The sequence below is a fragment of the Xanthomonas arboricola pv. populi genome, from assembly GCF_002939945.1.
GTDB classification, from domain to species: Bacteria; Pseudomonadota; Gammaproteobacteria; order Xanthomonadales; family Xanthomonadaceae; genus Xanthomonas; species Xanthomonas arboricola_A.
Genome location: NZ_MDEB01000004.1, coordinates 46,621 through 71,146, shown reverse-complemented (window position 1 = coordinate 71,146; position 24,526 = coordinate 46,621). Strand labels below are relative to the sequence as shown.

At 64.3% G+C, this 24,526-nt stretch carries 19 protein-coding genes, 1 other RNA gene and 1 pseudogene; 11 read left to right on the top strand and 10 right to left on the bottom strand.

The genetic code is table 11. The annotated features are described in order from the left end of the window. The first annotated feature begins 132 nt into the window (after positions 1-132). Genes XaplCFBP3123_RS12455 through XaplCFBP3123_RS12440 form a run of 4 tightly spaced genes read left to right on the top strand, consistent with a single transcriptional unit; the run spans position 133 to position 3,059 of the window. On the top strand, positions 133-777 hold the full coding sequence (locus tag XaplCFBP3123_RS12455) for a DUF4198 domain-containing protein (RefSeq protein ID WP_104534331.1): 645 nt from the start codon (positions 133-135) through the stop codon (positions 775-777). 25 nt (positions 778-802) lie between these two features. Then, positions 803-1,114 carry a DUF3649 domain-containing protein gene (locus XaplCFBP3123_RS12450; protein WP_104534330.1) on the top strand — a complete coding sequence of 104 codons (312 nt, stop codon included), beginning with the start codon at positions 803-805 and terminating at the stop codon, positions 1,112-1,114. After that, the gene (locus XaplCFBP3123_RS12445; protein ID WP_104534329.1) at positions 1,111-2,727 is read left to right on the top strand and encodes a PepSY-associated TM helix domain-containing protein; all 1,617 of its coding nucleotides are present in this window, start codon (positions 1,111-1,113) and stop codon (positions 2,725-2,727) included. The genes XaplCFBP3123_RS12450 and XaplCFBP3123_RS12445 overlap by 4 nt, the downstream gene beginning before the upstream one ends. Then, positions 2,724-3,059, top strand: coding sequence for a DUF3325 domain-containing protein (locus tag XaplCFBP3123_RS12440; protein ID WP_104534328.1), 336 nt, complete (start codon positions 2,724-2,726; stop codon positions 3,057-3,059). Before XaplCFBP3123_RS12445 ends, XaplCFBP3123_RS12440 begins: the two co-directional genes overlap by 4 nt. A 9-nt stretch (positions 3,060-3,068) precedes the next feature. Here the strand turns inward: XaplCFBP3123_RS12440 and XaplCFBP3123_RS12435 are convergent, their stop codons facing one another. From XaplCFBP3123_RS12435 to XaplCFBP3123_RS12425, 3 genes are all read right to left on the bottom strand, one after another. Continuing rightward, entirely contained in the window at positions 3,069-3,596 is a 528-nt protein-coding gene (locus XaplCFBP3123_RS12435; RefSeq protein ID WP_104534327.1) for an RES family NAD+ phosphorylase, read from the bottom strand. Continuing rightward, the gene (locus XaplCFBP3123_RS12430; protein WP_172453242.1) at positions 3,593-3,967 is read right to left on the bottom strand and encodes a DNA-binding protein; all 375 of its coding nucleotides are present in this window, start codon (positions 3,965-3,967) and stop codon (positions 3,593-3,595) included. The genes XaplCFBP3123_RS12435 and XaplCFBP3123_RS12430 overlap by 4 nt, the downstream gene beginning before the upstream one ends. Positions 3,968-4,053: 86 nt before the next feature. After that, entirely contained in the window at positions 4,054-4,674 is a 621-nt protein-coding gene (locus XaplCFBP3123_RS12425; RefSeq protein WP_104534326.1) for a TetR/AcrR family transcriptional regulator, read from the bottom strand. Between the two features lie 129 nt (positions 4,675-4,803). On the opposite strand from XaplCFBP3123_RS12425, the gene XaplCFBP3123_RS12420 reads away from it, so the two are divergent. The 4 genes and pseudogenes from XaplCFBP3123_RS12420 to XaplCFBP3123_RS12405 all read left to right on the top strand — a co-directional run bounded on the left by XaplCFBP3123_RS12420 (position 4,804) and on the right by XaplCFBP3123_RS12405 (position 12,044). Continuing rightward, on the top strand, positions 4,804-5,967 hold the full coding sequence (locus XaplCFBP3123_RS12420; protein ID WP_104534325.1) for an isovaleryl-CoA dehydrogenase: 1,164 nt from the start codon (positions 4,804-4,806) through the stop codon (positions 5,965-5,967). 10 nt (positions 5,968-5,977) lie between these two features. After that, positions 5,978-7,588: a carboxyl transferase domain-containing protein gene (locus tag XaplCFBP3123_RS12415; RefSeq protein ID WP_104534324.1), complete on the top strand. Its 1,611-nt coding sequence runs from the start codon at positions 5,978-5,980 to the stop codon at positions 7,586-7,588. 242 nt (positions 7,589-7,830) lie between these two features. Beyond that, positions 7,831-9,855, top strand: a complete 2,025-nt coding sequence (locus XaplCFBP3123_RS12410; RefSeq protein WP_104534323.1) for an acetyl/propionyl/methylcrotonyl-CoA carboxylase subunit alpha — start codon at positions 7,831-7,833, stop codon at positions 9,853-9,855. A 102-nt stretch (positions 9,856-9,957) separates the two neighbouring features. After that, positions 9,958-12,044: pseudogene (locus XaplCFBP3123_RS12405) on the top strand (alpha/beta hydrolase family protein). A 158-nt stretch (positions 12,045-12,202) separates the two neighbouring features. Here XaplCFBP3123_RS12405 and XaplCFBP3123_RS12400 read toward each other — a convergent pair. Continuing rightward, positions 12,203-13,387, bottom strand: a complete 1,185-nt coding sequence (locus XaplCFBP3123_RS12400) for a putative peptide maturation dehydrogenase (protein ID WP_104534322.1) — start codon at positions 13,385-13,387, stop codon at positions 12,203-12,205. A gap of 158 nt (positions 13,388-13,545) precedes the next feature. On the opposite strand from XaplCFBP3123_RS12400, the gene XaplCFBP3123_RS12395 reads away from it, so the two are divergent. Further along, positions 13,546-13,851 (top strand): NHLP-related RiPP peptide, encoded by a 306-nt coding sequence (locus XaplCFBP3123_RS12395; RefSeq protein ID WP_104534321.1) that lies wholly within the window; start codon positions 13,546-13,548, stop codon positions 13,849-13,851. Between the two features lie 30 nt (positions 13,852-13,881). On the opposite strand, the gene XaplCFBP3123_RS12390 is transcribed toward XaplCFBP3123_RS12395, so the two are convergent. The 5 genes from XaplCFBP3123_RS12390 to aceB all read right to left on the bottom strand — a co-directional run bounded on the left by XaplCFBP3123_RS12390 (position 13,882) and on the right by aceB (position 21,021). Next, positions 13,882-16,395: a putative peptide modification system cyclase gene (locus tag XaplCFBP3123_RS12390; RefSeq protein WP_104534320.1), complete on the bottom strand. Its 2,514-nt coding sequence runs from the start codon at positions 16,393-16,395 to the stop codon at positions 13,882-13,884. A 3-nt stretch (positions 16,396-16,398) separates the two neighbouring features. Next, positions 16,399-17,475 (bottom strand): GGDEF domain-containing protein, encoded by a 1,077-nt coding sequence (locus XaplCFBP3123_RS12385; protein WP_104534319.1) that lies wholly within the window; start codon positions 17,473-17,475, stop codon positions 16,399-16,401. Between the two features lie 108 nt (positions 17,476-17,583). Next, positions 17,584-17,661: non-coding RNA, sX9 sRNA (locus tag XaplCFBP3123_RS12380), on the bottom strand. 270 nt (positions 17,662-17,931) lie between these two features. After that, on the bottom strand, positions 17,932-19,227 hold the full coding sequence (gene aceA, locus XaplCFBP3123_RS12375) for an isocitrate lyase (protein ID WP_104534318.1): 1,296 nt from the start codon (positions 19,225-19,227) through the stop codon (positions 17,932-17,934). Positions 19,228-19,404: 177 nt separating this feature from the next. Then, positions 19,405-21,021, bottom strand: coding sequence for a malate synthase A (gene aceB / locus XaplCFBP3123_RS12370; protein ID WP_104534317.1), 1,617 nt, complete (start codon positions 21,019-21,021; stop codon positions 19,405-19,407). A 118-nt stretch (positions 21,022-21,139) separates the two neighbouring features. On the opposite strand from aceB, the gene XaplCFBP3123_RS12365 reads away from it, so the two are divergent. Both XaplCFBP3123_RS12365 and XaplCFBP3123_RS12360 read left to right on the top strand, forming a co-directional pair. Next, a complete protein-coding gene (locus tag XaplCFBP3123_RS12365; RefSeq protein WP_104534316.1) occupies positions 21,140-22,096 on the top strand; it encodes a LysR family transcriptional regulator in 957 nt (318 codons plus the stop codon). Between the two features lie 393 nt (positions 22,097-22,489). Next, a complete protein-coding gene (locus XaplCFBP3123_RS12360) occupies positions 22,490-23,752 on the top strand; it encodes a cation:proton antiporter (RefSeq protein ID WP_104534315.1) in 1,263 nt (420 codons plus the stop codon). Between the two features lie 72 nt (positions 23,753-23,824). On the opposite strand, the gene XaplCFBP3123_RS12355 is transcribed toward XaplCFBP3123_RS12360, so the two are convergent. Beyond that, on the bottom strand, positions 23,825-24,457 hold the full coding sequence (locus XaplCFBP3123_RS12355) for a TetR/AcrR family transcriptional regulator (RefSeq protein WP_104534314.1): 633 nt from the start codon (positions 24,455-24,457) through the stop codon (positions 23,825-23,827). Positions 24,458-24,526: the final 69 nt, after the last annotated feature.

Below are 24,526 nucleotides of genomic sequence, written 5' to 3'. Positions count from 1 at the left end.
GCACACGCGGATGAATTGCCGCAATGCCGCATGAGACGTTGGTCTCGCTTGAGGGAATTGCGTATCATTCCCATCAATCCACGGTGACGCGGTTCTCGCCTCGCCCGGTCCCGCTTACCAGGAGTCGCCGCGATGAAGTCCTTCCTGCTGTCCTGCCTGGCCTTGGCCAGCATCAGCCTGTCTGCCCAGGCTCACGAGATCTGGATCGAGCGCGACGGCAGCGGCCCGGTGCGCATCTACTTCGGCGAGCCGGCGCAGGAAACCCCCGACCACGGCGAAGACGAGATCAAGCGCGTGGTCAAGCCGACCGTGTTCGGCACCGCCGGCAAGGCCGGCGCCCTGCAGCGCGGCAGCGCGTTCCTCACCGCGCCGTTGTCCGGCACCGGCGATGCGTGGCTGGGCGACGACAGCGTGTTCGAGCCGTGGAAGGGCGAAGCCGGCAGCTTCGAGACGGTGAGCTACTACGCACGCGCCGGGCGCGCCACGCCGTCGGCCAAGCTCGATTTCGAGCTGGTGCCCACCGCTGCCAACAGCAATACGCTGACCGTGCTCTATCGCAACAAGCCGCTGCCCAAGGTCGAGGTGACGGTGATCGACCCGCAGAAGTGGCAGAAGACGCTGACCTCCGATGCCAACGGCCAGGTGACCCTGCCAAAGCTGCGCGCCGGCCGGCACATCGTGGTCGCCACCAACAAGGAGGCGGTGACGCGTGAGATCGCCGGCAAGCAGGTGGCGATGATCCATCACATCAGCACGTTGACCTTCCTGGCCGAGTAAGTCGGCCACACGCCTGGCTGATCCGATGCCTACCGCACCATCCCTGCCGCTTCCCTGGTTCAGGCGTCCCTGGCTGGGCGTGCTTGCGCGCACGCTGGCGGCGATGTTTGGCGGTTATGCGCTCGCCAGCGCCACCAATCTGCTGCTGGCGCTGGTGTTGCCGATGCCACGCAGCGAGGCCGTGTTGACCAGCATGCTGGTCGGCATCGTAGTGTGCGCCTGCGCGCCGCTATGGGCGTTCGCCACCGCCAGCGTGTGGCGCGCCTGGGCAGGCATCGCGGTGCCGGCGGCGCTGATGTTCGCACTGGCCGCATGGCTGCAACGGGGCGCGGCATGAAGCAGGGATTCCGCCAGTCGATGGCGTGGCTGCACACCTGGACCGGGCTGCTGGTCGGCTGGGTGCTGCTGTTGATCTTCATGGGCGGCACGGCGAGTTATTACCGCGACGAGATCAGCCGCTGGATGCGCCCGGAACTACCCACCACCACGGTGAGCAACGCGACCGCGTTGCGCAGTGCCGAGCAGTATCTGCAGACGCATGCCGCCGATGCGCAGAGCTGGAACATCACCTTGCCGGACACGCGCAATCCGGTGGTCAGCATGTACTGGCAAAACCCTGTGCCAGCCGATGGCAAACCGGCCAGTCGCCGCCAGATGTACGGCAACGCCATCATCGACCCGGCCACCGGCAAGGAAATCGCCGCGCGCGACACCCTGGGCGGCGAATTCTTCTACCGGCTGCATTTCGACCTGCATTATCTGCCGGTGATGTGGTCGCGCTATATCGTGGGTTTCTGCGCGATGTTCATGCTGGTGGCGATCATCAGCGGCGTGATCACGCACAAGAAGATCTTCAAGGATTTCTTCACCTTTCGCCCGGGCAAGGGCCTGCGCTCGTGGCTGGATTTCCACAATGTCAGCGCGGTGACCGCGTTGCCGTACCACGCGATGATCACCTACACCGGCATCGTGACCCTGATGTTCATGTACCTGCCGTGGGGCATCAAGGCGCAGTACTCCGACAACGAAATGCGTTTCTACGAAGAGGCCGCCAACCGGGTTGCCGATACGCGAAACGCCTCGGGTACCCCGGCGCGCATGCTGCCGCTGGAACAGTTCGTGGCGCGTGCGCGCAGCGACTGGCGCGGCGGTGAGGTCGGCAACGTGGCGGTGTCGCTTCCCAACGATGCGCACGCGGCGGTCGGCGTCACCCAGCTGGCCGATCATCTGTCCACCAATGCGCCGTCGATCCTGTTCGATGCGGTCAGCGGCCAGCGCCTGCAGCGCAGCGGACCGCCAGGTGGCGCCAGCCAGACGCGCGGGGTGATGGTAGGCCTGCATATCGCCCACTTCGCCGGGCCATGGATGCGCGCGCTGTTCTTCGGCTCCGGCTTGCTCGGTTGTCTGATGGTGGCCAGCGGCGTGGTGATGTGGGCAGTGAAAGAACGCCCCAAACATCTGAAGGCCGGACGTATCGGCTTCGGGCTGCGGCTGGTGGATGCGCTCAACATCGGCACGGTCGCCGGCCTGCCGATCGCATTTTCCAGCTTTTTCTGGGCCAACCGGTTATTGCCGGTGAACCTGGAGGCGCGCGCGACGATGGAGGCGAACCTGTTCTTCGTCGCATGGGCCGTTGCATTGCTGGCCGCGTTCGTGTGGCCGCGGCGCGCGATGTGGAGCTGGCAGCTGTATCTGGGCGCGGCCTTGTTCGCACTGGTGCCGGTGGTCAATGCGATCACCACCGATGTGCACCTGGGCGTGACGCTACCGGCCGGGCAATGGACGTTGGCCGGAGTCGATCTGGTCTGCCTGTTCCTTGGCGTGTGTCTGGGCGTGGCGGGCTGGCGTTTGCAGCAGTGGAAGGCACCGCAACCGGCATCGGCGCGACGTGCCCGCGCCACTGCCGCCGCGCCTGCGCAAGGCAGCGTGCCGATGCAGGAAAGCGCATGAGCGTGTGGCTGTTGCTGGCGCTGAATTTTTCCGGATTCGCCGCGCTGTGCCTGGCGATTGACAAGCATCAGCAGGAAGTACGTGGCCGCACGCTGGGCGCCGCGCGTTCGCGGCAACTGCGCCTGCTGGGTTGGCTGCTGTTGCTGCTTACCTTCGGCTTGGCGGTACACGCGCAGGGCTGGGGCATCGGCCCGGTGTTGTGGCTGGGCACGTTGACCGGCGCTATCGCGTTGCTGTCGCTGTGGTTGCTGCCGTATCGGCGTGGATTGATTCTGCCCACGGCAGTGGCCGCGCCGCTGCTGGCGGGTGCGCTGCAGCTGTTGGTGAGCTGAAGGACGTCGCTACGCTACGATCGGCGGATCGCCCCAACTGCGCCCGTCGCGCGGCAGGCGCCCATCGTCGTGCACGCGCAGCACGTTTTCGGGCTGCAGCATGTCCACAAACAACACCACGTTGGTGCCGTCCGGCAACGCCATGCTGGGAAAGATCACGCCGGGGATCTGCGCCTCGCGCAGCAGGTCGCCGAGTACCCAGCTCACCGGTTCGATCTTGTTGACCAGGGCCTTGCGCCAGTCCTCGGCCCAATCGGCCCAGAGCGGATCCCAGCTTGCATCGAGCAGGCGCAGGTCGGCCAGCGCGGGCAGATCGGCGGCGTAACTGACCAACGTAAACGGCGGTAGAAACGGCGCGGCCTGCGCGTATTCGGCAGCGGCGGTTTCCAGTTGCTGCGAGAGATACAAGGCTGGTTGACCGAAGCGATTGAAGCGCCCGCCTGAGCGCGCGGCACCGGCGCCGCTCAGCGGTTCGGCGGCCCAACGCGGGGTGAAGGCGCGATACAGCGTGCAGTGCGCCGGGGCGCTCAGCTTCAACCGGCGGCCCCCGAGGCGACGGTGCGCAGATAGGTCAGCGCATCGTCGGTGCGGCCCTGTTTGACCACTTCCAGCAGGGTGGCGAATTCGAACGCCGGAATCGGGGTGTTCTTGAGATGGAACACCACCTGGCGTTCGTCCGGCTGGACTTGTGTCATCGCCACCAGCAGACGCGACAGGTTGCGCAGCAAGTCTTGCACGCGCGGGCTTTCCGGATGCACGCGCAGGCTGTTGCGATGCACGCCGGCCAGCTCGGCCAGCTCCTGCTGCGACAGATCCAGCAGGCCGGCCATGGCCGAAGGCGACAGGATGGTGCGATCCGGCACGCGCAGACGTTCGGTCAGGGCCAGGGGATTGAGAACGGCGACCATCGCAGGGCTCCAGCGGGGTGAGCGCACAGTATATGCACAGCCAGCGACATCCATACAGCCCAGTTGGACACTCAATCAGTGCACTGTCAGGCCGTCGTCTGGCGCGCCCCCACCGCGCGCAGGCAGAACCCGCAGATCGCCTCGACCAGCTGCTCGCCCTGCTGCGGGTCGCTGCGACTGGGGGCGATCGGTCCCACCAGGGCCTCGGTGAAGGCGCCGACGATGCAGGCCGCCGCCGCGTCCAGCGACTGCTGCGGGAACTCGCCAGCCGCAACGCCGTCGGCGAGCAACTGCCGGAACACCTCGCCGAACAGGCGCCGGCCACGGATGCGCTCGGCATCCACCTCGCTTTCCACCGGCTCGGCAATGAAGGCGTACGCCAACGCAGGACCGGCCAGCGCGCGCCGCACGAACGTGGCGATCGCACTGCGCAGGCGCTCGGCGGCACTGGCCTGCGTAGTGGCGATGGCGCGCAGGATGGTCATCTCGCGCTGCACCGCCTCGTTGAGAACTTCCACGAAAAGCTCGGCTTTGGACGGGAAGTGACGATAAATCTGCCCAGTGGACACGCCGGCGGCGGCGGCGACGGCGGTCACCGGTGCATTGCGATAACCACCTTCGGCGATCAGGGCGCGGGCCGCGTGCAGGATGCGTTCGCGGTTGCCGGCCAGGCGTTCTTCCATCAGGGCGGAGCGTCGATAAGCCATGGTGTGATTCTGAGTTCAATAGTTGAATTTTAGTTCACTTTTTTACTGCGGACCGCTAGGCTGCGCACAAACGCCGTGCGGCTTACCCGCTCCCACCCCGGCACATCCCGATCCCTGCGGAGTCGCTCCATGCACGTGCCGTCCCTGAATTTTGCGCTTGGCGAAGACATCGATCTGCTGCGCGAAAGCGTGGCAGCCTTCGCCAGCCACCATATTGCCCCGCTCGCGGCCGCAGCCGATCAGGACAATGTCTTTCCCGCCCAACTGTGGCGCCTGTTCGGCGAGCAAGGCCTGCTCGGGCTGACCGTGGAGGAAGAGTACGGCGGCAGCGGCATGGGCTACCTGGCGCATGTGGTGGCGATGGAGGAAATCTCGCGGGCTGGCGGGGCGATCGGCCTGTCGTACGGCGCGCATTCCAACCTGTGCCTCAACCAGCTACGCAAGAACGCAACGCCCGAGCAGAAACAGCGCTACCTGCCCAAGCTGTGCACCGGCGAGCACGTCGGCGCGCTGGCGATGAGCGAGGCCGGCTCCGGCTCGGATGTGGTGTCGATGAAGCTGCGCGCCGATGCGCGCGGCGGCCGCTATGTGCTCAACGGCAGCAAGATGTGGATCACCAACGGCCCGGACGCCGATGTGCTGGTGGTGTACGCCAAGACCGACCCGGATGCGGGCGCACGCGGTATCACCGCCTTCATCGTCGAGAAGGGCATGCAGGGATTCTCCACCGCGCAGAAACTCGACAAGCTGGGCATGCGCGGCTCCAACACCTGCGAGCTGGTGTTCAGCGATTGCGAAGTGCCGGCCGAGAATGTGCTGGGCACGCTCAACGGTGGCGTGCGCGTGCTGATGTCGGGGCTGGATTTCGAACGTGTGGTGCTGGCCGGCGGCCCGTTGGGCCTGATGGCCGCCGCGATGGATGTGGTGCTGCCGTACGTGCACGAGCGCAAGCAGTTCGGCGCGCCGATCGGCACCTTCCAGTTGATGCAGGCGAAGTTGGCCGACATGTACGTCGGTCTCAACGCCTGTCGCGCGTATGTGTATGCAGTGGCGCGCGCCTGCGACGCGGGGCTGACCACGCGCCAGGATGCGGCCGGCGCAATTCTCTACGCCGCCGAAAAAGCCACCTGGCTCACCGGTCAGGCGATCCAGGTGCTGGGCGGCAACGGCTATATCAACGACTACCCCACCGGGCGCTTGTGGCGCGATGCCAAGCTGTACGAGATCGGTGCGGGCACCTCGGAGATCCGACGCATGCTGATCGGCCGCGAGCTGTTCGAACGCACCGCCTGAGGGAGCCACCATGAGCGTGATCACCAGCCAGCTGCAGGTCAGCGGCGAAAGCTTCCAACATAACGCTGCGGCCATGCGCACGGTGATCGAGGATCTGCGCCGCACGCTGGCGCAGACCGCGCTGGGCGGCAGCGAGGCCGCGCGTGCCAAGCACACCGCGCGCGGCAAGTTGCTGGTGCGCGAGCGCATCGATGCCCTGCTGGATCCGGGCAGCGCCTTGCTGGAAATCGCGCCATTGGCCGCGCACGGCATGTACGACGATCAGGTGCCATGCGCCGGTGTGGTCGCAGGTATCGGCCGCGTGTCCGGGGTGGAATGCGTGATCGTGGCCAACGATGCCACCGTCAAGGGCGGCACCTATTACCCGATGACGGTGAAGAAGCATCTGCGCGCGCAGGAAATCGCCCAGCAGAACCGCTTGCCGTGCATCTACCTGGTCGATTCCGGCGGCGCGTTCCTGCCGCTGCAGGATGAAGTGTTTCCCGACCGCGATCACTTCGGGCGCATCTTCTACAACCAGGCCAACCTCTCGGCCAACGGCATCCCGCAGATCGCCTGCGTGATGGGCTCGTGCACCGCTGGCGGTGCCTACGTGCCGGCGATGAGCGATGAAACGGTGATCGTGCGCGAGCAAGGCACCATCTTCCTCGGCGGTCCACCGCTGGTCAAAGCGGCCACCGGCGAAGAAGTCAGTGCCGAAGAACTCGGCGGTGCGGATGTGCATACGCGCATCTCGGGCGTGGCCGATCATTTTGCCGACAACGATCTGCAGGCCCTGGCACGCGTGCGCGCCATCATCGCGCAGCTCAACTGGCGCAAGCCAGCTGCTTCCCTGGCATTGCAGGCGCCGCTGCTGCCGCGCTACGCCGCGGACGAACTGTATGGCGTGATTCCCGCCGATACGCGCAAACCCTTCGATGTGCGCGAGGTGATCGCCCGCATCGTCGACGACTCGCAGCTGGACGAATTCAAACCGCGCTACGGCAGCACCCTGGTCACCGGCTTTGCGCATCTGCATGGCTACCCTGTCGGCATCATCGCCAACAACGGCATCCTGTTTTCCGAGTCCGCGCTCAAGGGCACGCACTTTATCGAGCTGTGCACGCAGCGCGGCATTCCGCTGGTGTTCCTGCAGAACATCACCGGCTTCATGGTCGGGCGCAAATACGAACACGGCGGCATCGCCAAGGACGGCGCCAAGCTGGTGATGGCGGTGGCCTGTGCCAAGGTGCCCAAGTTCACCGTGGTGATCGGCGGCTCGTTCGGTGCCGGCAATTACGGCATGTGCGGCCGTGCGTACTCGCCGAACTTCCTGTGGATGTGGCCGAATGCGCGCATCGGCGTGATGGGCGGGGAACAAGCCGCCAGCGTCTTGGCCACCGTGCGCCGCGATGGCATCGAAGCCAAGGGCGGCGCATGGTCGGGCGAAGAGGAAGATGCGTTCAAGGCACCGATCCGTGCCCAGTTCGAGCAGCAGGGGCATCCGTATTACGCCAGCGCGCGCTTGTGGGACGACGGCATCATCGATCCGGCCGATACCCGTCGCGTGCTGGGGCTGGGACTGTCGGCCGCGTTGAATGCACCGATCGAGACGACACGCTTTGGCGTGTTCCGGATGTGAGGTGGTGATGTTCGTTTGCACGTGCTGCTCTTCATTGTCGGGCACAGCACATGTAGGTGCCAGCAGAGTGTCGCGTGTTGTCTGGGGCATGGCATGCGTGCGCGTGCGTTGCCTGCGTCGAGCAGCCAATCGCGTTGGAGCGCAGCGATGTCAGCTGCCATCCCACGACTTGTCGCGCAATCCATGCAACCGTTTTTCCATCGTAGTGCCCGCCACCATCGCGGCGTACAGAGAACTTCGTCATGACCCAGCGCGACTCCGCCGCCGCAAACCTGCACTATTTCGACAAGATCCTGATCGCCAATCGCGGCGAGATCGCGTGTCGTGTCATCGCCACCTGTCGCAAGCTCGGCATTGCGACGGTGGCGGTGTATTCGGATGCCGATCGCGATGCGCGGCATGTGCGGATGGCCGATGAAGCGATCCATATCGGCGCCGCACCGGCGCAGCAAAGTTATCTGCGTGGCGATGCGATCCTGGATGCGGCACGCGCGAGCGGCGCGCAGGCGATCCATCCCGGCTATGGCTTTCTGTCGGAAAACGCGGCGTTTGCCGATGCCTGCGCGCAGGCCGGTATCGTGTTCATCGGTCCGCCGGCGGCAGCCATCCGCGCGATGGGCGACAAGAGCGCGGCCAAGGCGCTGATGCAACGCGCCGGCGTGCCGCTGACGCCGGGCTACCACGGCGACCAACAGGCACCGGCCTTCCTGCGTGCGCAGGCCGATGCGATCGGCTATCCAGTGCTGATCAAGGCCAGTGCGGGTGGCGGCGGCAAGGGCATGCGCCGGGTGGATGCCGGCGCTGCGTTCGAAGAAGCCTTGGCCAGTTGCCAGCGCGAGGCGCAGTCGGCTTTCGGCAATGCGCAGGTGCTGGTGGAAAAGTATGTCGAGCGGCCGCGCCATATCGAGATTCAGGTCTTTGGCGATACGCAGGGCGAGGTCGTCTATCTGTTCGAACGCGATTGCTCGGTGCAGCGCCGGCATCAGAAAGTGCTGGAAGAAGCGCCCGCCCCCGGCATGAGCGGACAGCGCCGCGCCGCGATGGGCAAGGCCGCCGTGGATGCCGCCCGCGCCGTGGGCTATGTCGGTGCCGGCACGGTGGAATTCATTGCAGGCCCGGATGGCGATTTCTATTTCATGGAAATGAACACCCGGCTGCAGGTCGAGCACCCGGTGACCGAGTTGATCACCGGCACCGATCTGGTCGAGTGGCAATTGCGTGTTGCCGCAGGCGGGCCGTTGCCACTGCGTCAGCAGGAACTGCACATCCATGGACATGCGCTGGAAGCGCGCCTGTATGCCGAAGATGCCGAACGCGGCTTTCTGCCGTCGACCGGCACGCTGCGGCAGCTGCAGTTTCCCGCACCCAGCGCGCATGTGCGTATCGATGCCGGGGTGGAGCAAGGTGACAGCATCAGCCCGTATTACGACCCGATGATTGCCAAGTTGATCGTATGGGACGTGGATCGCCCCGCTGCGCTGGCACGCATGCGCCAGGCGCTGGCGCAGTTCCATGCGGTGGGCGTCACCACCAACAGCGCATTCCTTGCGCGTCTGATCGGCACAACGTCGTTTGCGTCTGCCGATCTGGATACCGCACTGATCGAACGCGAGCAGGCTGTGCTGTTTCCCGAGGCGGTCAGTCCGCCCACTGCCTGGTGGTGCCTGGCAGCGGCCTTAATCGCCGAAGCGTTGCCGAAGGCCGCCGCCGATCCAGCCGACCCGTTTTCGCCATGGCAGCACACCGATGGTTGGCGCATCGGCGCGCATGCGCCGCACGCCATGACGCTGGAGACCGCAGGCGAGCGACGCCAGTTCGGCGTGCGCCCGCTTGGCGATGGCTGGCAGGTCACGACTGCGGGAGACACTCACACGCTGCGCTGCCACCTGCAGGACGACGCACTGCGCGTGGAAATGGATGGCCGGCAATGGCGGATGCAGGCCCTGCGCGACGGCAACACGCTGACATTGCGCGATGCCACGCAGCGGGCGACATTCCGCCACCATGATGCGCTGCTCGAAGCCGATCAGCCCGCGCACGACGCCGGCGGCCTGACCGCACCGATGCCGGGCCGCATCGTGTCGCTGGTCGCCCGGGTGGGGCAGTCCGTCACCCGCGGGCAGGCCCTGGTGGTGCTCGAAGCGATGAAGATGGAGCACACCTTGCACGCGCCCGGCGACGGCACGGTAGCGGCGTATCTGGTGGCCGAAGGTGAGCTGGTCGCCGAGGGTGTCGCGCTGGTGGAATTCGTGTCCGCGTCTGCGTAGCGGCATCTCGCGGCGCGACCAACGGCACGTCCGCAGGAACGGGCCTTGGTTCTAGCGTGGAGAAAGCGGCTGGAGTGGCCGCGCCCCAGACCGGAGACGTCCATGCAACGCCTGCTTCTTGTTTCCAGCATGCTGCTCGCGCTGTCTGCCTGCAGCGATAACGCCACGCCCACCACCGACAAGGCCGCCATGCCGGCCCCGGCCGCTGCGCAAGCACCCGCGGCACCACCCGAACTGATCACCCGCGATGCGCTGTTCGGCAACCCGGAACGGGCGAACGTGAGCATCAGCCCGGACGGCAAATACCTCAGCCGGGTCGCGCCGCTGGAGGGCGTGCTCAATGTCTGGGTCGCCCCGGTGGATGCGCCGGATAAGGCGCGCGCGATCACCAAGGACACCGCACGTGGCATCCGCACTTATTTCTGGACCTATCAACCCAACACGCTGCTGTACCTGCGCGACAACGGCGGCGACGAAGATTTCCATCTGTTCTCGGTGAATCTGACCGAGGGCAGCAGCAAGGACCTCATCCTGTTCAAGAAGACCAACGCCGAGGTGTATCGCGTCAGCGCGCAGCACCCCGAATCGATCATGGTCGGCATGAACGACCGCGATCCCAAATGGCATGACCTGTATCGGGTAGACCTGGCCTCGGGCAAGCGCAGTCTGGTGCAGCGGAACACCGACAGCCTGGATTCCTACCTGCTCGACGGCAACTACCAGCTGCGCTACGCCACGCGCGCCACCGACGATGCGGGCAAAGAGCTGCTGGTGCCGGACGGCAATCGCTGGAAGAGCGTGGACCGCATCCCGTTCGAGGATGTCAGCAACACCTCGCCCGACAGACTGACCGACGGCGGCAAGACGCTGTACATGCAGGATTCGCGCAATCGCGACACCGCGGCGCTTTATGCCATCGACACCGCCAGCAATGCGCGCACGCTGCTGTTCGAAAACCCGCGCACCGATGTCGGCGCCACCTTGAACGACCCCAGGACCGGCGTGGTGCAGGCCGTGTCCACCGACTATCTGCGCGAGGAATGGAAGGCACTGGACAACGGCATTGCCGCCGACCTGCACAAGCTCAAGTCGCTCGGCAGCGGCGATACCAGCGTTGCCGCACGCACGCTCGCGATCGCATCTGGATCGTGAGGTATTCGGCGGCAGAGACACCGCTGGCCTACTACCGCTACGACCGTGCAGACGGCGGCAAGCTGACCAAATTGTTCTCCGCCCGCCCCGCGCTAGACGGCAAACCGCTGGTCCCAATGGGGCCGCAGGAACTGACCGCGCGCGACGGCCTCAAGCTGGTCAGCTATCTCACCCTGCCCGCCGAGGCCGACGCCAATCACGACGGCAAGGCCGACAAGCCGGTGCCGCTGGTGCTGTTCGTGCATGGCGGCCCGTGGGCGCGCGACAGCTACGGCTACGGGCCGTATGAGCAATGGCTGGCCAATCGCGGCTATGCGGTGCTGGCGGTGAACTTCCGCGGCTCCACTGGCTTCGGCAAGGCCTTCACCAACGCCGGCAACGGCGAGTGGGCCGCCAAGATGCACGACGACCTGCTCGACGCGGTGCAATGGGCGGTCAAGCAAGGAGTGACCAGGCCCGAGGACGTGGCGATCATGGGCGGCAGCTACGGCGGCTACGCCACGCTGGTCGGCCTGACCTTTACTCCGGACGCATTCAAGTGCGGCGTGGAAATCGTCGGCCCGGCCAACCTCAACACCTTGCTCGGCACCGTGCCGCCTTACTGGGCCAGCTTCTATAAGCAGCTGACCAGACGCATGGGCGACCCGGTCACCGAGGCCGGCAAGCAGTGGCTGACCGAGCGCTCCCCGCTCAGCCATGTCGACAAGATCAGCAAGCCGCTGCTGATCGGCCAGGGCGCCAACGACCCGCGCGTCAAACAGGCCGAGAGCGACCAGATCGTCAACGCGATGACCGCCAAGAACATTCCGGTCACCTACGTGCTGTTCCCGGACGAAGGCCACGGCTTCCGCCGCCCGGAAAACAGCAAGGCCTTCAACGCGGTGACCGAGGGTTTCCTGAGCCAATACCTGGGTGGCCGCGTGCAACCGATCGGCAACAACCTGGCCGGCTCCAGCATCACCGTGCCGGAAGGCACCGACAAGGTGAACGGTCTGAGCGATGCATTGAAGACGCATACGCAGGCGATTCGGCGGTAAAGCTGCAGTCGTGGCGCCATCCGCCAAGGACGCGTTGGCGTCGCATTGGCATCTGCACCTTTTGTCGGACCGGCAGCTTGGCCGTCGGTCTTTGACTTGAAGGCTCTTCAATCAAAATAAGATGGCTAGTTCAATAGCATGCGTGTTCCTACACGGAGCTATTGCTGATTGAGTTGATCGGAATCGCTTGCTCCAGTCCAGATCGCACCAACCGGATCCAGCTCTGTAGTGACCATGGTTTGTGCGCGCCAACCAAAGCCACAGACAGCTAAAACACCTTGCGATATCGGGTCCAGTCCCAATGAACGTTCAAGATGTTTCTCGTTGACGGCGCCGGTGATGAATGCACCCAGGCCAAGATCGGTAGCCGCAAGGTAGAGTGTCTGCGAGAGGTGACCGGCCTCCAATGCGACCACACGATAACCTTTGGCGTGTTGCCGGTATTTCCAGAAAGTTCTATCGAAACGCGGAACCAGCGCAATCAGTACATGCGCATCTGCAAACCACTGCTGCTGCCCGACAGCCTGCATGACGAAATCATCCGAGCATTCAACCCCTGCCACAAGCTCGAGTGCGTGAACATCTGCACGATAGTGATAAACGCCTGCCGGCAACCCTTCCACACACCTGACCAGGATGTAAGCCTCGATCGGATGCAGGCCGCCGCCGGACGGGACGTTTTTTTTCAAGAAGACCAGATCGTCGCCGACCTTTACCTGCGCCTGTGCGGCAAAAACCCTCTGCAGCATGTGGGAAAACATCTGAAAGGGAACTGCTTTGTTCCGGTCAAAGTTACGGCATGTGACCCGGCGCCCCAGTAAATCGTCGAAGTCGTTCCGGGGCACCGATGGCAAGTCGATCAATGCGTCGTTATCAACGGTCCTCTGCACCTCCGCAGGTGCGGGGCCGAGGACCCGACGCATTGCTACAGCCGTTTCGGTTCCAGAGTCCCGTGTGTTCTTGACCGCATCCACACCATCCCAACGCGTAAAAGCATGCAGCACGGCTGCGAGCGGATGCCAATGCGATGCCCTGAGGCGCTCATCGTTTTGGGCAAAGGACGCGTCTGGTGCTCGCTCATCCAGCACCAGACCTTGGTCAATCAACCCCTCCAATGCTTCCTGCTCGAAATGTGATCGGTCCGTCCAATGCGAAGGGCTGAGTTCACCCAATAACTGGCGCTGATCTTGCGTCACTGCCACTGGTGCATCGAGATGGGGTGCCAGCGCAAACCACTCCATGACATGCTGTAGCCCATTGCCGCCCTGCAAAAGACTGTCCAACGTATAGAACACGGTTTCCCGTGGCTCCAGCATGACAACTGCACAACGTCTGATCCGCATCAGCTTCTCCAGCGAAATGAAGTGCACCTTACGCAGGTGTACCTGAGGTAGCTATAGCGTCTCCCAGCTGCCCAAACTTGAGTCCGTTGCACGACAGCCCTCAAGCCGACAACGCTAGCGCCGCTAAGTGATACTTCACCCACTTGAATAATTCAAAGATGCCAACGCTGAAGCTTGATCCTGCAGTTGCAAGCAAATTGATCGACCTGCTGTCCACGGACGACGCCTTTCGCGCGTTATTCGTCTCAAACACGATGACAGCATTACAGCAGGTCGGGCACACCGCCGCACCTGAAGACGACCTTGAGGCCTTTGTGCGCGATTGCGCAAGCAGCATCCAGCTTGCCGACAAGGATGTGATCGCGAGTGCCCGTGCGCAAATCAACACCATGCTTACGTCAGGAACATCCCATATCGTTCCCCAGCTGGATGCTGGCTATGACGGCGATAGAACTCTCAAATAATTCGATGGATTTGCGACACAAGTAGCAGGGTCAGCCCTGTGCCTCCGCGATCCAGGAGGCTTCCGCAGCTTTCAGATCCACTACGTTGAGCGACTGCAAGCAGTATCCACACTCGATTTCCGCGTAGGCCAGGCCCCGGCGCTGCCGCATCCAGTCATTTTGGATGCGCGCATCTCCATGACGCTGCGCTAGTCGCGCAGCGCGCATTGCGGTCGCCCGTGTCTGGAAGCGCGATGCCGAATCCAGATAGGGCGTGAGCGAGCGAAATGCGTCGTCCGGTCTCTGATTGGCCAGCAGAATTTCGGCATCCACTACTGCGCCCAGTTCGATGATCAAGCGGTTGGCATAGGCCAGCGGCGCTGTTCGGACCTGTTCCCGAACCTTCGCCGCGCTCGATGTGTCTCCCGCGCGCACCATCACCAACGCTGCGGCCAGAGCAGTGGACAGATTGTCGATGATATCGATTGGTACGTTCTTGCTTACGTCGTGCAGCGCTAGCTGTGCACCTTCTTTGGCTACCTCTACAGCTTTAACGCGCTGCTCCGACACCAACAATGCAGTCGCCAGTGGAACGTAGTAATTGATGCGGTCCGTCCCTTGCTTGGTCAGGCCTGCGTTCACGCCGGCTTGGGCGTGCGCAATTGCGCCACGCAGATCACCCTCGTCCAGAGCGACAGTCGCCCGGGTGATGCCGGCATGAAAGTTGGTTGTCTCCACTTTTGCAAGCGCCATGCGTGCACTAGAAAAATCATGTTTGGCGGCGGCTACGGCGGCCTGGCGGAGCAGCGCGCCATTCCAACCCGCGTTCACTGCTTGCGCCACTGCGTGATCGGCCTGATCGTATTGCCCCAGAGCAAGCAGGATGCGTCCATGCATATCGAACGATATGCTGGAGAGATCGTACTTGCTCTGCGTCGACATACGCGCATGAGGCAATGCTTCAGTAAACCGGTTTGCAACAAATAGATCCATCGCTGCATTGGCTTGAGCAGGAGCATAGTCTGGATACAGCTCTGCCATCTGAACCCAGGAATCGGCTGCCTGCGCCGGGTCAAGAATCTGTACACCCCAACTCTTGACGTAAAGAGCCTCACGCGGTGGAAGCCTGGATTTCAATCTTTCAGCGACCCTCAGCGTCTCGGTCGCTTTTCTGTAATCGACATTGGCAAAGTGAGCACGCACTTGCCCCAGCCAAGCCAATGCGAAGTGAGGATCTATCTCTACTGCTTTCTGGAAGAAATCCAGTGAGGCGGCATATTTCCCCTCTGCATAACGCTTTTGCCCAAGCGCATACGCACGCAGTGCATCCAGACTGGAGGTCGTTACATCCGGCAAAGCAGGACTATTGTTGCGGATGCTCTCTCGGTTTTCGCCGAGCTGGCTTCTTAATTCGCCGGTAACCTTGTCAACAGCAGCAAGAATAGAAGGATTGGAACCGAAAGCAGTGCTTACTGCTACTGTCTGCTGTGTCTTCGGGTCGACGACTTCCACAACAAAACGCGTGCGTCCACCAACGTAACCAACCGAAGGAAGCAACACCGCACGTGCGCCACTCCGAAGCGCGACGTCTGAGGCGTTTATGCGATCCAAAGGCTCCTTGTAAGGATCCTTACGCATCAGCGCCAGCAGCTTGAGCGTTCTATCCTCACTCAGCACATTGACGTAGCGCGACTGCTCCAGACTGATCCGAAAAGCCTGATCCAGCGAACTTTCCAGCATGACGTCGTCGGTAAGGTTACGTACTGTTCCCACAACTACCCAGTCCCGCTCGGCGAACGCAAGCGCCGGCTGTGGGCGTGCAAACAGCCAGACAGCAAGACTGATTCCGAGGACCACCCCTAACTCTGCGACTAATGCCGCCGGCCGCCGCCACAGCGGAATATCCCGCCATGCCTTCGGCGAATGCTTCGGCGTGCGCAACGGTGTCAGGCCGACTTCACCAACCTCATAGATCTCCATCGGCGTAGGCACGCCCTTGAAGCGCCAGCGGCCGTGGGATTTCCACAGGATGCGTTCGCCGCGGTCGCCCAGTTCACGTGCGGCGCGGTGGGTCAATGACTCGGCCACCGCCGACAACAGGATCTGCCCGGGCCGCGCCATCGACATCAGGCGTGCGGCGGTGGGCTTGGCCAGGCCTTCGACTTCCAGCGGTTTGGCACCGATGCTCACAGCTTCGTCGCTGTTGCGCCAGGTCAGCACTTCGCCGACGTGCAGGCCCTGGCGCGCGCGCAGCGTCAGCGCGCGGGCATCGCCCATCGCCTTGAGGCCGCGTGCGTAATCCAGCGCAAAGCCCAGACCGTCGATGGGGCGATCGAACAGCAGCAGCAATCCATCCGAGCGGTCGATCAGCCGGCCGCGCCACTGCTGCTGCAGTTTGACGACCAGCCGATCGTGCTCGCGAAACAGCGCGGCGGCGGCGTTGTCACCGATGCGTTCGACCAGCGCGGTCGAATCGCACAGGTCGGTCAACAACAAGGTACGCAAGCGTGGTGCCTGGATCGCTTCCGACGACGCATCCTTGCGTGCGTGGGTGCGGGCGCTCATTGCTCAGCGATTGTCCGACGCGGTGGCATTGCCGGATGGCTGCGTGATGCCCGACGCCAGCGTTTCATGCATGCACAGCACGTTGCCGCCCTGTCGCTTGGCCTCGTACAACGCGCTGTCGGCCAGCGTGTACCAATCGTTCCATGCCGCGTCGGCGTCGATCATGCATAGCCCCAGGCTGACCGAGCAGCCCTGCTCGCTCTGGCCGTTACACAGGCGTGCTTCCACCGCGCGCACGATGCATTCGCCGATGTGGTGCAGCAGCTCCTGGGTGCCTTGCGCGACCAGCACACAGAATTCGTCGCCGCCGAGCCGGCAGGCGAGGTCGCCGTCGGCGATCACCGAACGCAGCGCATGGGCGACGTTCTGCAGCACGCGGTCGCCGGCCAGATGGCCGAATTCGTCGTTGATGCGCTTGAAACGTTCGCAGTCGATCAGGATCAGGCCCACCCCGGGCACGCGGCCGGCGCGTCGGCATTCCTGCAGATGCAGGGCGAGCCCGCGGCGGTTGTGCAGGCCGGTGAGCTCGTCGGTGCGGCTGAGTTCTTCGGTGTGGTTGAGCTGGTGCGAAGTGACGTAGAGGTTGTCCAGCGCCGCTTCCAGATCGTGGTTGCGCCGGCGCAACTGGCGGATCAGCAACTGCTCGTTATTGACCACACGCACGATGGAGCGCCGCAGAAAATGCGCCACCATCGACGGATCGTGATCGACCAGCCGCTGGAAGTCCTCATGCGCCAGCTCGATCAGGCCGGTGTCGGTGGATGCACTGGCGCCGGCACTGCGCGCATGGCCGCCGATCAGCAGGCCAAGTTCGCCGAAGAATTCGCCCGGGCCCAGGTGCTTGAGCATCAGGTCTTCGCCGAAATCCAGATCGATCTGGCCACTGACCACGATGAACATCTGCGTGCCCACCGCCCCGCGCTCGAACAGCTCCTGGCCGGCAGCCAATTCGCGGGCACGGCCAAAGCGGGCGAAAAACGCCAGTTCCTCGGCAGTCATCAGCGCATGCAGCCCGTCCGACAGCGTCTTTGCAGCGCTCCCCGTCGGCTCCACTGCGCCGGCAGTGTTATGGCACGTCATCCAAATCCCTTACACCGACCTGCAGCGCCGGCCCGCCCTAGCATCGTACAGGAGCGTTTTGTTCAGCACCAGGTCACACTCGTTCTCACGACGCTCGAGATTAAGAGCGGCCAACAAACCTGTAGCGAGCGGTCATCAGGTAGGTGCGGGCGGCGCGCTCAGGATCGGAGTGTATGCGTGGCACATGCCGATTCCGGGCACCTACCGCGCCCGCCTGGCGGCCGCGCAGTGGTTTTGTTAGCCGCTCTAAATGACCGGTATTGGCTAAAAAAGTGGGCTCGGTTTACCGAGCCCACCTCCCCTCCTGGCAGTGGCGCACCGACGGCCTGAAGCAGGCAACGTGGAGGGCCAGCGCTGTTTTACGGTACTGCTGCGGGTTTGCCAGAGGGCAAAGACCGCACGCTCCGATCCTTCACGCAGCCAGCTGGCAAGCGCTCGCGGCGCATGTGCGCTGCGTTACGCCGCCTTTTCGCCGTGAAACTGCTCTTCCTCGGTCGAGCCACGCAGCGCGGTGGTGGACGACTGGCCCTGCTGGATCGCCTGCGTCACCGCGTCGAAATAGCCGGTGCCCACCTCGCGCTGATGCTTGACTGCGGTAAAGCCCATCTCGGCCGCCGCGAACTCTGCCTGCTGCAACTCGACGAAGGCGCTCATCTGGCGCCGTGCGTAGCCGTGCGCCAGGTTGAACATGCCGTAGTTCAGGGCGTGGAAGCCGGCCAGGGTGATGAACTGGAATTTATAGCCATAGCTCGCCAACTCGGTCTGGAATCTGGCGATGGTGGCGTCGTCCAGGTTCTTCTTCCAGTTGAAGCTCGGCGAGCAGTTGTAGGCCAGCAATTTGCCGGGGAATCTGGCATGGATGGCTTGCGCAAAGGCGCGCGCAAATTCCAGATCCGGTTTACCGGTCTCGCACCAGATCAGATCCGCGTACGGCGCATAGGCCAGCCCGCGGCTGATCGCCTGATCCAGCCCGCTGCGGGTCTTGAAGAAGCCTTCGACGGTGCGCTGCCCGGTGGTGAAGGGCTGATCGTTGACATCCACATCGCTGGTGATCAGATCGGCCGCCTCGGCGTCGGTGCGTGCGATCAGCAACGTGGGCACGCCCAGCACATCGGCCGCCAAACGCGCGGCATTCAACTTTTCGATCGCCTCGCGGGTGGGCACCAGCACCTTGCCACCCATGTGTCCGCACTTTTTCACCGATGCCAGTTGATCTTCGAAGTGCACGCCGGCCGCGCCGGCTTCGATCATCGCCTTCATCAACTCGAAGGCGTTGAGCACGCCGCCGAAGCCGGCTTCGGCATCGGCCACGATCGGCTGCAGGAAGTCGATGTCGTCGTTGCCTTCGGCGTGATGCAGTTGATCGGCCCGCAACAAGGTGTTGTTGATGCGCTTGACCACCGCCGGCACCGAGTCGGCCGGATACAGCGACTGGTCCGGGTACATCTGCCCGGCCAGGTTCGCATCGGCGGCGACCTGCCAGCCGGACAGGTAGATCGCCTTCAAACCGGCCTTGACCTGCTGCATCGCCTGGTTGCCGGTCAGTGCACCCAATGCATTGACGAACGGCGTGGCGTGCAACGCGTTCCACAACTTGTCCGCGCCCAGCCGCGCCAGCGAATGCTCGACATGCACGGTGCCGCGCAAGCGCACCACATCGGCGGCGGTGTAGTTACGGGTGATGCCGGCCCAGCGCGGGTTGCTGGCCCAGTCTTGCTGGATCTGTTCGGCGGTCTGCAGTGTGCTGCTCATGGTGCGTTCTCCTGGCGGGGATACGGCGGATGCAACGAGGAAGGAATGGCGCATTGACGCGCGCCGGGCATGGCAAGGCCGTCGTTGCGGGCGTGGGCGCAACGGGCGGTGTGGTGCATGACGTTGATGGATTGCAGCGACAGCACGCTTGCGCTGGCGTATCGCTGCAGCGTTGGCTCAATCGATCAGGCGATACGCCGGCACGGTGAGGAAGTCGGCCAGCGCATCGGCACGGCTGAGCGTGTCCAGCAATGCAATGGCCTCGTCGATGCGCGCGGCGCCCGGCAGTGCATCGGTCGCGCCCAGACGGGCCGGCAGCGCACGCAATGTGGCCTGCAACAAGGGCTGATCGATCGCCGTGCCGTCGTCCAGATGCTGGCCGTGATGCAACCACTGCCACAGCTGCGCGCGGCTGATCTCGGCAGTGGCGGCGTCTTCCATCAGGTTGTGGATCGGCACGCACCCATTGCCGTCCAGCCAGGCGGCCAGATAACGCACGCACACTTCGACATTGCCTTGGAAACCGGCGCGGGTGACGGTGCCCGGCGAGGGTGCGATCAGCATGTCGCGCGTCACCTGCACGTCGTTGCGCAAGACATGCTGCTGATGTGCGGCGGGCATGTGTTCGTTGAAGATCTTCATCGCCACCGGAATCAACGCCGGATGCGCCACCCAGGTGCCATCGTGCCCGGCGCTGACCTCGCGCAACTTGTCGGCACGCACCCGTGCCATTGCCTGCTCGTTGGCGGCCTCGTCGTGATTGATCGGAATCTGCGCGGCCATGCCACCCATCGCATGCGCGCCGCGGCGATGGCAGGTCTTGATCAGCAGTTCCGAATACGCCTTCAGGAACGGCTGGGTCATGGTGACCTGACCACGTTCGGGCAGCACGCGGTCGCGATGCGCGCGGAAGGTTTTCAGGTACGAAAAGATGTAGTCCCAGCGTCCGCAATTGAGCCCGACGATGCGCTCGCGCAGCGCGTGCAGGATCTCGTCCATCTCGAATACCGCCGGCAGCGTCTCGATCAGCACGGTCACCTTGATCTGGCCATGCGGCAGGCCGAGCATCGCTTCGATATGCGCCAGCGCGGTTTCCCACAGCGCGGCCTCTTCCATGCTCTGCAACTTGGGCAGATACAGATACGGGCCGCGATCCCTGGCCAGCAGCGCGCGGCCGTTATGGAAGGCGAACACCGCCGCATCGAACAGGCCGCCGGCCAGCGGCTGGCCATCGATGAGCACGTGCTTCTCATCCAGATGCCAGCCGCGCGGACGCACGATCAATACCGCGCGCTCGGCTTCCGGGCGCAACGCGTAATGCTTGCCGTTGGGCGCATCGAAGCTGAGATCGCCGCGCACCGCAGCGGCCAGCGTGCGCTGGCCGGCCAGCAGGTTGCGCCAGGTCGGCGCAGTGGAATCCTCGAAGTCGGCCATGAACACCTTGGCACCGGAGTTCAGCGCGTTGATGACCATCTTCGGATCGGTAGGGCCGGTGATCTCCACCCGGCGGTCCTGTAGCGCCGACGGCAGTGCGGCCACGCGCCAGTCGCCATCGCGGATAGCGCGGGTGTCGGGGCGGAAGTCCGGCAACTGGCCGGCATCGAACTCGGCCTGGCGGACGCGTCGCTGGGCCAGGCGCTGCTGGCGGCCGGGTTCGATCGCGCGGTGCAGCGACACCAGCAGGGCCAGCGCAGCGGCCGGCAGGAGGTCGGTCTGGCCTGTGACCTGCGTGGTCAGCGACAGACCGGGCGTGGCGCGTTCAGTGGGACGTGGGGCGAAAGCGGTGGCAGACATGTCGGGAGTCCTTGTGCATCCGGACCTGCACCGTGCGCCGCACGAAACTATTTGACAAAGCAGTTTTATCAATGCTGTAAATAAGGCAGGCTTATACAGCGTCGTTGCACACATCCAGATGGCGCCAACCCCGCGATTTTCCTACAAATCCGACCGGCTCAAGCCGCTGCGTGCGTTCTGCCAGACAGTACGATTGGGATCGGTCTCACGGGCGGCTGAGGCGCTATATGTGAGCCAGCCTGCAGTGACCCTGCAGCTGCAGGCGCTGGAACGCGACCTGGGCGTGGCGTTGTTCGAGCGCTCGGGGCGACGCATGGCGCCCAGCCGCGAGGGCCAGCTGCTCTACGACATGGCGCTGCCGCTGGTGGAGAGCCTGGACGGGCTGGAGGCCAGCTTTCGCGAAAAGGTGCGCGGCCTGGATGCCGGCGAGCTCAATATCGCCGCCAACAGCTCCACCATCCTGTACCTGCTGCCGCGCATCGTGGCGAACTTCCGCGCGCGTCACCCGGACGTGCGCCTGACCCTGCATAACGCCATCAGCGCCGACGGCACCGACCTGCTGCGCGAAGACGCAGTGGACCTGGCGATCGGCTCGATGCTGGACGTGCCGGCCGACCTCAACTACGCGCCGGTGTATCGCTTCGAACAACTGCTGATCACCCCGCCCGATCACCCATTGGCCAACAAGCCCACGGTCACCCTGCAGGATCTGTCGCCGTATCCGCTGATCCTGCCGCCGCGCCGGCAGGTGACCTATCGGCTGGTCGATCTGATCTTCCAGCAGGCACGCGTGCCCTACACCGTGGCGCTGGAGGTGGGCGGCTGGGAAGTGATCAAGCAATACGTTGCGATGGACATGGGCATTTCCATCGTCACCGCGATCTGCGTCACCGAGGCCGATCGCGACAAACTGGCCACCCGCTCGCTGAAGGACTATTTCCCCACGCGCAGTTATGGCGTGGTGGTGCGCAAGGGCAAATATCTCTCGCCGCAGGCACGCGCCTTTATCGAGCTGATCCAGCCGGACCTGTTTACCCCACGCGGGTACGACGAAAGTGGCGACTCGGAGCGGTGAGTCTTCTGCCTGCTGCGCGCGCGTGAGTTCAAATCGCGCCTGAGCTTGCTCGCCGGCACGACGCATGAGATCGCCATGCGTCCTCCGTCGGCGATGCCGTGTGCGGCGTGCGGGTCGCCATTGAAGGCGTCGTTCGATCGAACCATGCAGGCGCACGCAAGGCAGCGCTGACGGTTGGTTCCGGCGTGCAGCGCGGACCACTCCGCATTGCGCCGCATCATGTCGCCTCGATGCCACTGCACGGTGGTTGTCGTCATAGACTAGGCCGATGCTGTGGATGGGTATCACTGCAGTCATCGACAGCGGGTCAGTCGGGGGAAGGCACTGACCAGATGCCCAGCCGTCCTGCGCTGCGGGGGGCGAGCCGACTCAACCAATGCAAGGGCTGACGCAATGAATCCGACCACGTTGTTGCTGGTGCAGTTGGCGGTGATCCTGGGCGCGGCGCGTGCATGCGGCGCGCTGCTGCAGCGCGTCGGGCAGCCGCCGGTGATCGGCGAGATGGCTGCCGGCCTGCTGCTCGGGCCGATCGCATTCGGCGCGTGGCTGCCGGAGTTGCATGGCGTGTTGTTCGCCTCCAGCAGTTTGCCGCCGCTGTCGGGACTGGCCAACATCGGCGTGGTGCTTTTCATGTTCATCGTCGGCGTGGAGCTGCGCGCGCCGGAGGGCACCACCGCGCAGGTGCGCTCGTCGGTGTTGGTGGGCCTGTCCGGCATCGTGCTGCCGTTGCTGCTTGGACTGGCTGCCGCACCCTGGTTGTTTGCGCGCTTTGCACCGCAGGGGATCGGTTTCTGGCCGTTCGCCTTGTTCATTGCCGCGGCGATGTCGGTGACCGCGTTTCCGGTGCTGGCGCGCATCCTCAAGGACCGCAACATGACCCGCACGCCTGCCGGCCGCCTGGCTCTGGGCGCGGCGGTGATCGACGATGCCACGGTGTGGATGTTCCTGGCGATCGTGCTCACGCTGACCGGCGGCAACAGCCATGGCGGTGTTGCGTTCACTGCGGCCGGTGCGGTGGTATTGATTGCAGTGGTGTTCGGCGTGTTGAAGCCGGTGTCTGCGCGTGTGCTCAAGCCGCGCGCAAGCGATGGAGGCTATGCGCCAACTGCGCTGGTGTGGGTGCTGATCGGTGTGCTGGCCTGCGCCGCAGTGGCCGAGTGGATCGGCCTGCATGCGATCTTCGGCGCATTCCTGTTCGGCATCTGCGTGCCGCGCGACGACCGCCTGCTGGAACACCTGGCCGGGCGCATCGAACCCCTGGCGATCACCCTGCTGATGCCGGTGCTGTTTGCGGTCGCCGGCCAGGCCACCAGCCCTGGCGTCTTCGTCGGCGCAGGTATGGCCGGCTTTGCGTTGGTGGTCGGCGTGGCGGTGACCGGCAAGCTGGTCGGCTGCACCCTGGGCGCGCGCCTGAGCGGCCACAATTGGCGCGATAGCCTGAGCGTGGGTTCGCTGATGAACGCACGCGGCCTGATGGAGCTGGTGGTGATCAAGATCGGCCTGGACAGTGGTGTGATCGGGCCGGACCTGTTCACCCTGCTGTTCGGCATGACGCTGGCGACCACGGTGATGGCCTCGCCGATGGTGGCCTGGTGTCAACGCGGCCGGCAGACCGCCACCGCCAGCGGGCTGGGTGCGGGTCAGTCGCCGCATTGACGATGCAGCGCTGAAACACGGCGCGGTGTCGCTCGACGTGGCGCGTCGCGCCGGCACGCGCATCGCAGGCAATCAGGCGCGCCCGTACAAACCCAGGAACATCGCCACTGCCGATTCGGCCACCTGGGTGCGTTGCTGTGGCGACAGCGGCGGCTGGCCCATGGCGATCTGCGGCCAGAACGCGAAGCCCTTGATCAGTGCCTGCAGTTGCTGCGCGCCGACGTCCGGCTCCACGCCCGCCAGCCGGCCGTCGGCCAGTGCGGCGCGCACCCAGGTGGTGGTGGCTTCTTCCTTGCTGCCCAATTGCGCGATCAGCGCACGCGCGCGCTCGGGCGAATGGATGCTTTCGGCAATGGCGACACGCGACAGGTCGATAAACGCCGGGTCGCCGAGCAGGTGCAGTTTCTGCTGCAGCAACTGGATCAGCTGCGCACGCAGCGGCTGATCGGGCCGGTAAACAAGATTCACCGCATCGGCGCTGCGTTGCCACAGCCCGCGCAGGATCTCGCCAAACAACGCGTCCTTGCTGGGGAAGTGGTTGTAGACGGTGCGCTTGGATACGCCCGCGGTGGCCGCCACGCGGTCCATGCTGGTGGCCTCGAAGCCATGCTGGCGGAACTCGGCAATGGCCGCCTCGACGATGGCGAGGCGCTTGCGGTCGGTCAGCCGTTGCGGCGCAGTCGGGGGGGAAGATGCAGTCGACATCGGGTCATTTTACACCGGACAGTTTACTTTCAGCCCGATGAAACTACACTGTTCAGTGTAACTTTTCCC

Coding starts and splice junctions, on each gene's coding strand:
- XaplCFBP3123_RS12455 (WP_104534331.1), top strand. CDS start 133: ATGAAGTCCTTCCTGCTGTCCTGCCTGGCCTTGGCCAGCATCAGCCTG.
- XaplCFBP3123_RS12450 (WP_104534330.1), top strand. CDS start 803: ATGCCTACCGCACCATCCCTGCCGCTTCCCTGGTTCAGGCGTCCCTGG.
- XaplCFBP3123_RS12445 (WP_104534329.1), top strand. CDS start 1,111: ATGAAGCAGGGATTCCGCCAGTCGATGGCGTGGCTGCACACCTGGACC.
- XaplCFBP3123_RS12440 (WP_104534328.1), top strand. CDS start 2,724: ATGAGCGTGTGGCTGTTGCTGGCGCTGAATTTTTCCGGATTCGCCGCG.
- XaplCFBP3123_RS12430 (WP_172453242.1), bottom strand. CDS start 3,967: ATGGTCGCCGTTCTCAATCCCCTGGCCCTGACCGAACGTCTGCGCGTG.
- XaplCFBP3123_RS12425 (WP_104534326.1), bottom strand. CDS start 4,674: ATGGCTTATCGACGCTCCGCCCTGATGGAAGAACGCCTGGCCGGCAAC.
- XaplCFBP3123_RS12420 (WP_104534325.1), top strand. CDS start 4,804: ATGCACGTGCCGTCCCTGAATTTTGCGCTTGGCGAAGACATCGATCTG.
- XaplCFBP3123_RS12415 (WP_104534324.1), top strand. CDS start 5,978: ATGAGCGTGATCACCAGCCAGCTGCAGGTCAGCGGCGAAAGCTTCCAA.
- XaplCFBP3123_RS12410 (WP_104534323.1), top strand. CDS start 7,831: ATGACCCAGCGCGACTCCGCCGCCGCAAACCTGCACTATTTCGACAAG.
- XaplCFBP3123_RS12400 (WP_104534322.1), bottom strand. CDS start 13,387: ATGCGGATCAGACGTTGTGCAGTTGTCATGCTGGAGCCACGGGAAACC.
- XaplCFBP3123_RS12395 (WP_104534321.1), top strand. CDS start 13,546: ATGCCAACGCTGAAGCTTGATCCTGCAGTTGCAAGCAAATTGATCGAC.
- XaplCFBP3123_RS12390 (WP_104534320.1), bottom strand. CDS start 16,395: ATGAGCGCCCGCACCCACGCACGCAAGGATGCGTCGTCGGAAGCGATC.
- XaplCFBP3123_RS12385 (WP_104534319.1), bottom strand. CDS start 17,475: ATGACGTGCCATAACACTGCCGGCGCAGTGGAGCCGACGGGGAGCGCT.
- aceA (WP_104534318.1), bottom strand. CDS start 19,227: ATGAGCAGCACACTGCAGACCGCCGAACAGATCCAGCAAGACTGGGCC.
- aceB (WP_104534317.1), bottom strand. CDS start 21,021: ATGTCTGCCACCGCTTTCGCCCCACGTCCCACTGAACGCGCCACGCCC.
- XaplCFBP3123_RS12365 (WP_104534316.1), top strand. CDS start 21,140: ATGGCGCCAACCCCGCGATTTTCCTACAAATCCGACCGGCTCAAGCCG.
- XaplCFBP3123_RS12360 (WP_104534315.1), top strand. CDS start 22,490: ATGAATCCGACCACGTTGTTGCTGGTGCAGTTGGCGGTGATCCTGGGC.
- XaplCFBP3123_RS12355 (WP_104534314.1), bottom strand. CDS start 24,457: ATGTCGACTGCATCTTCCCCCCCGACTGCGCCGCAACGGCTGACCGAC.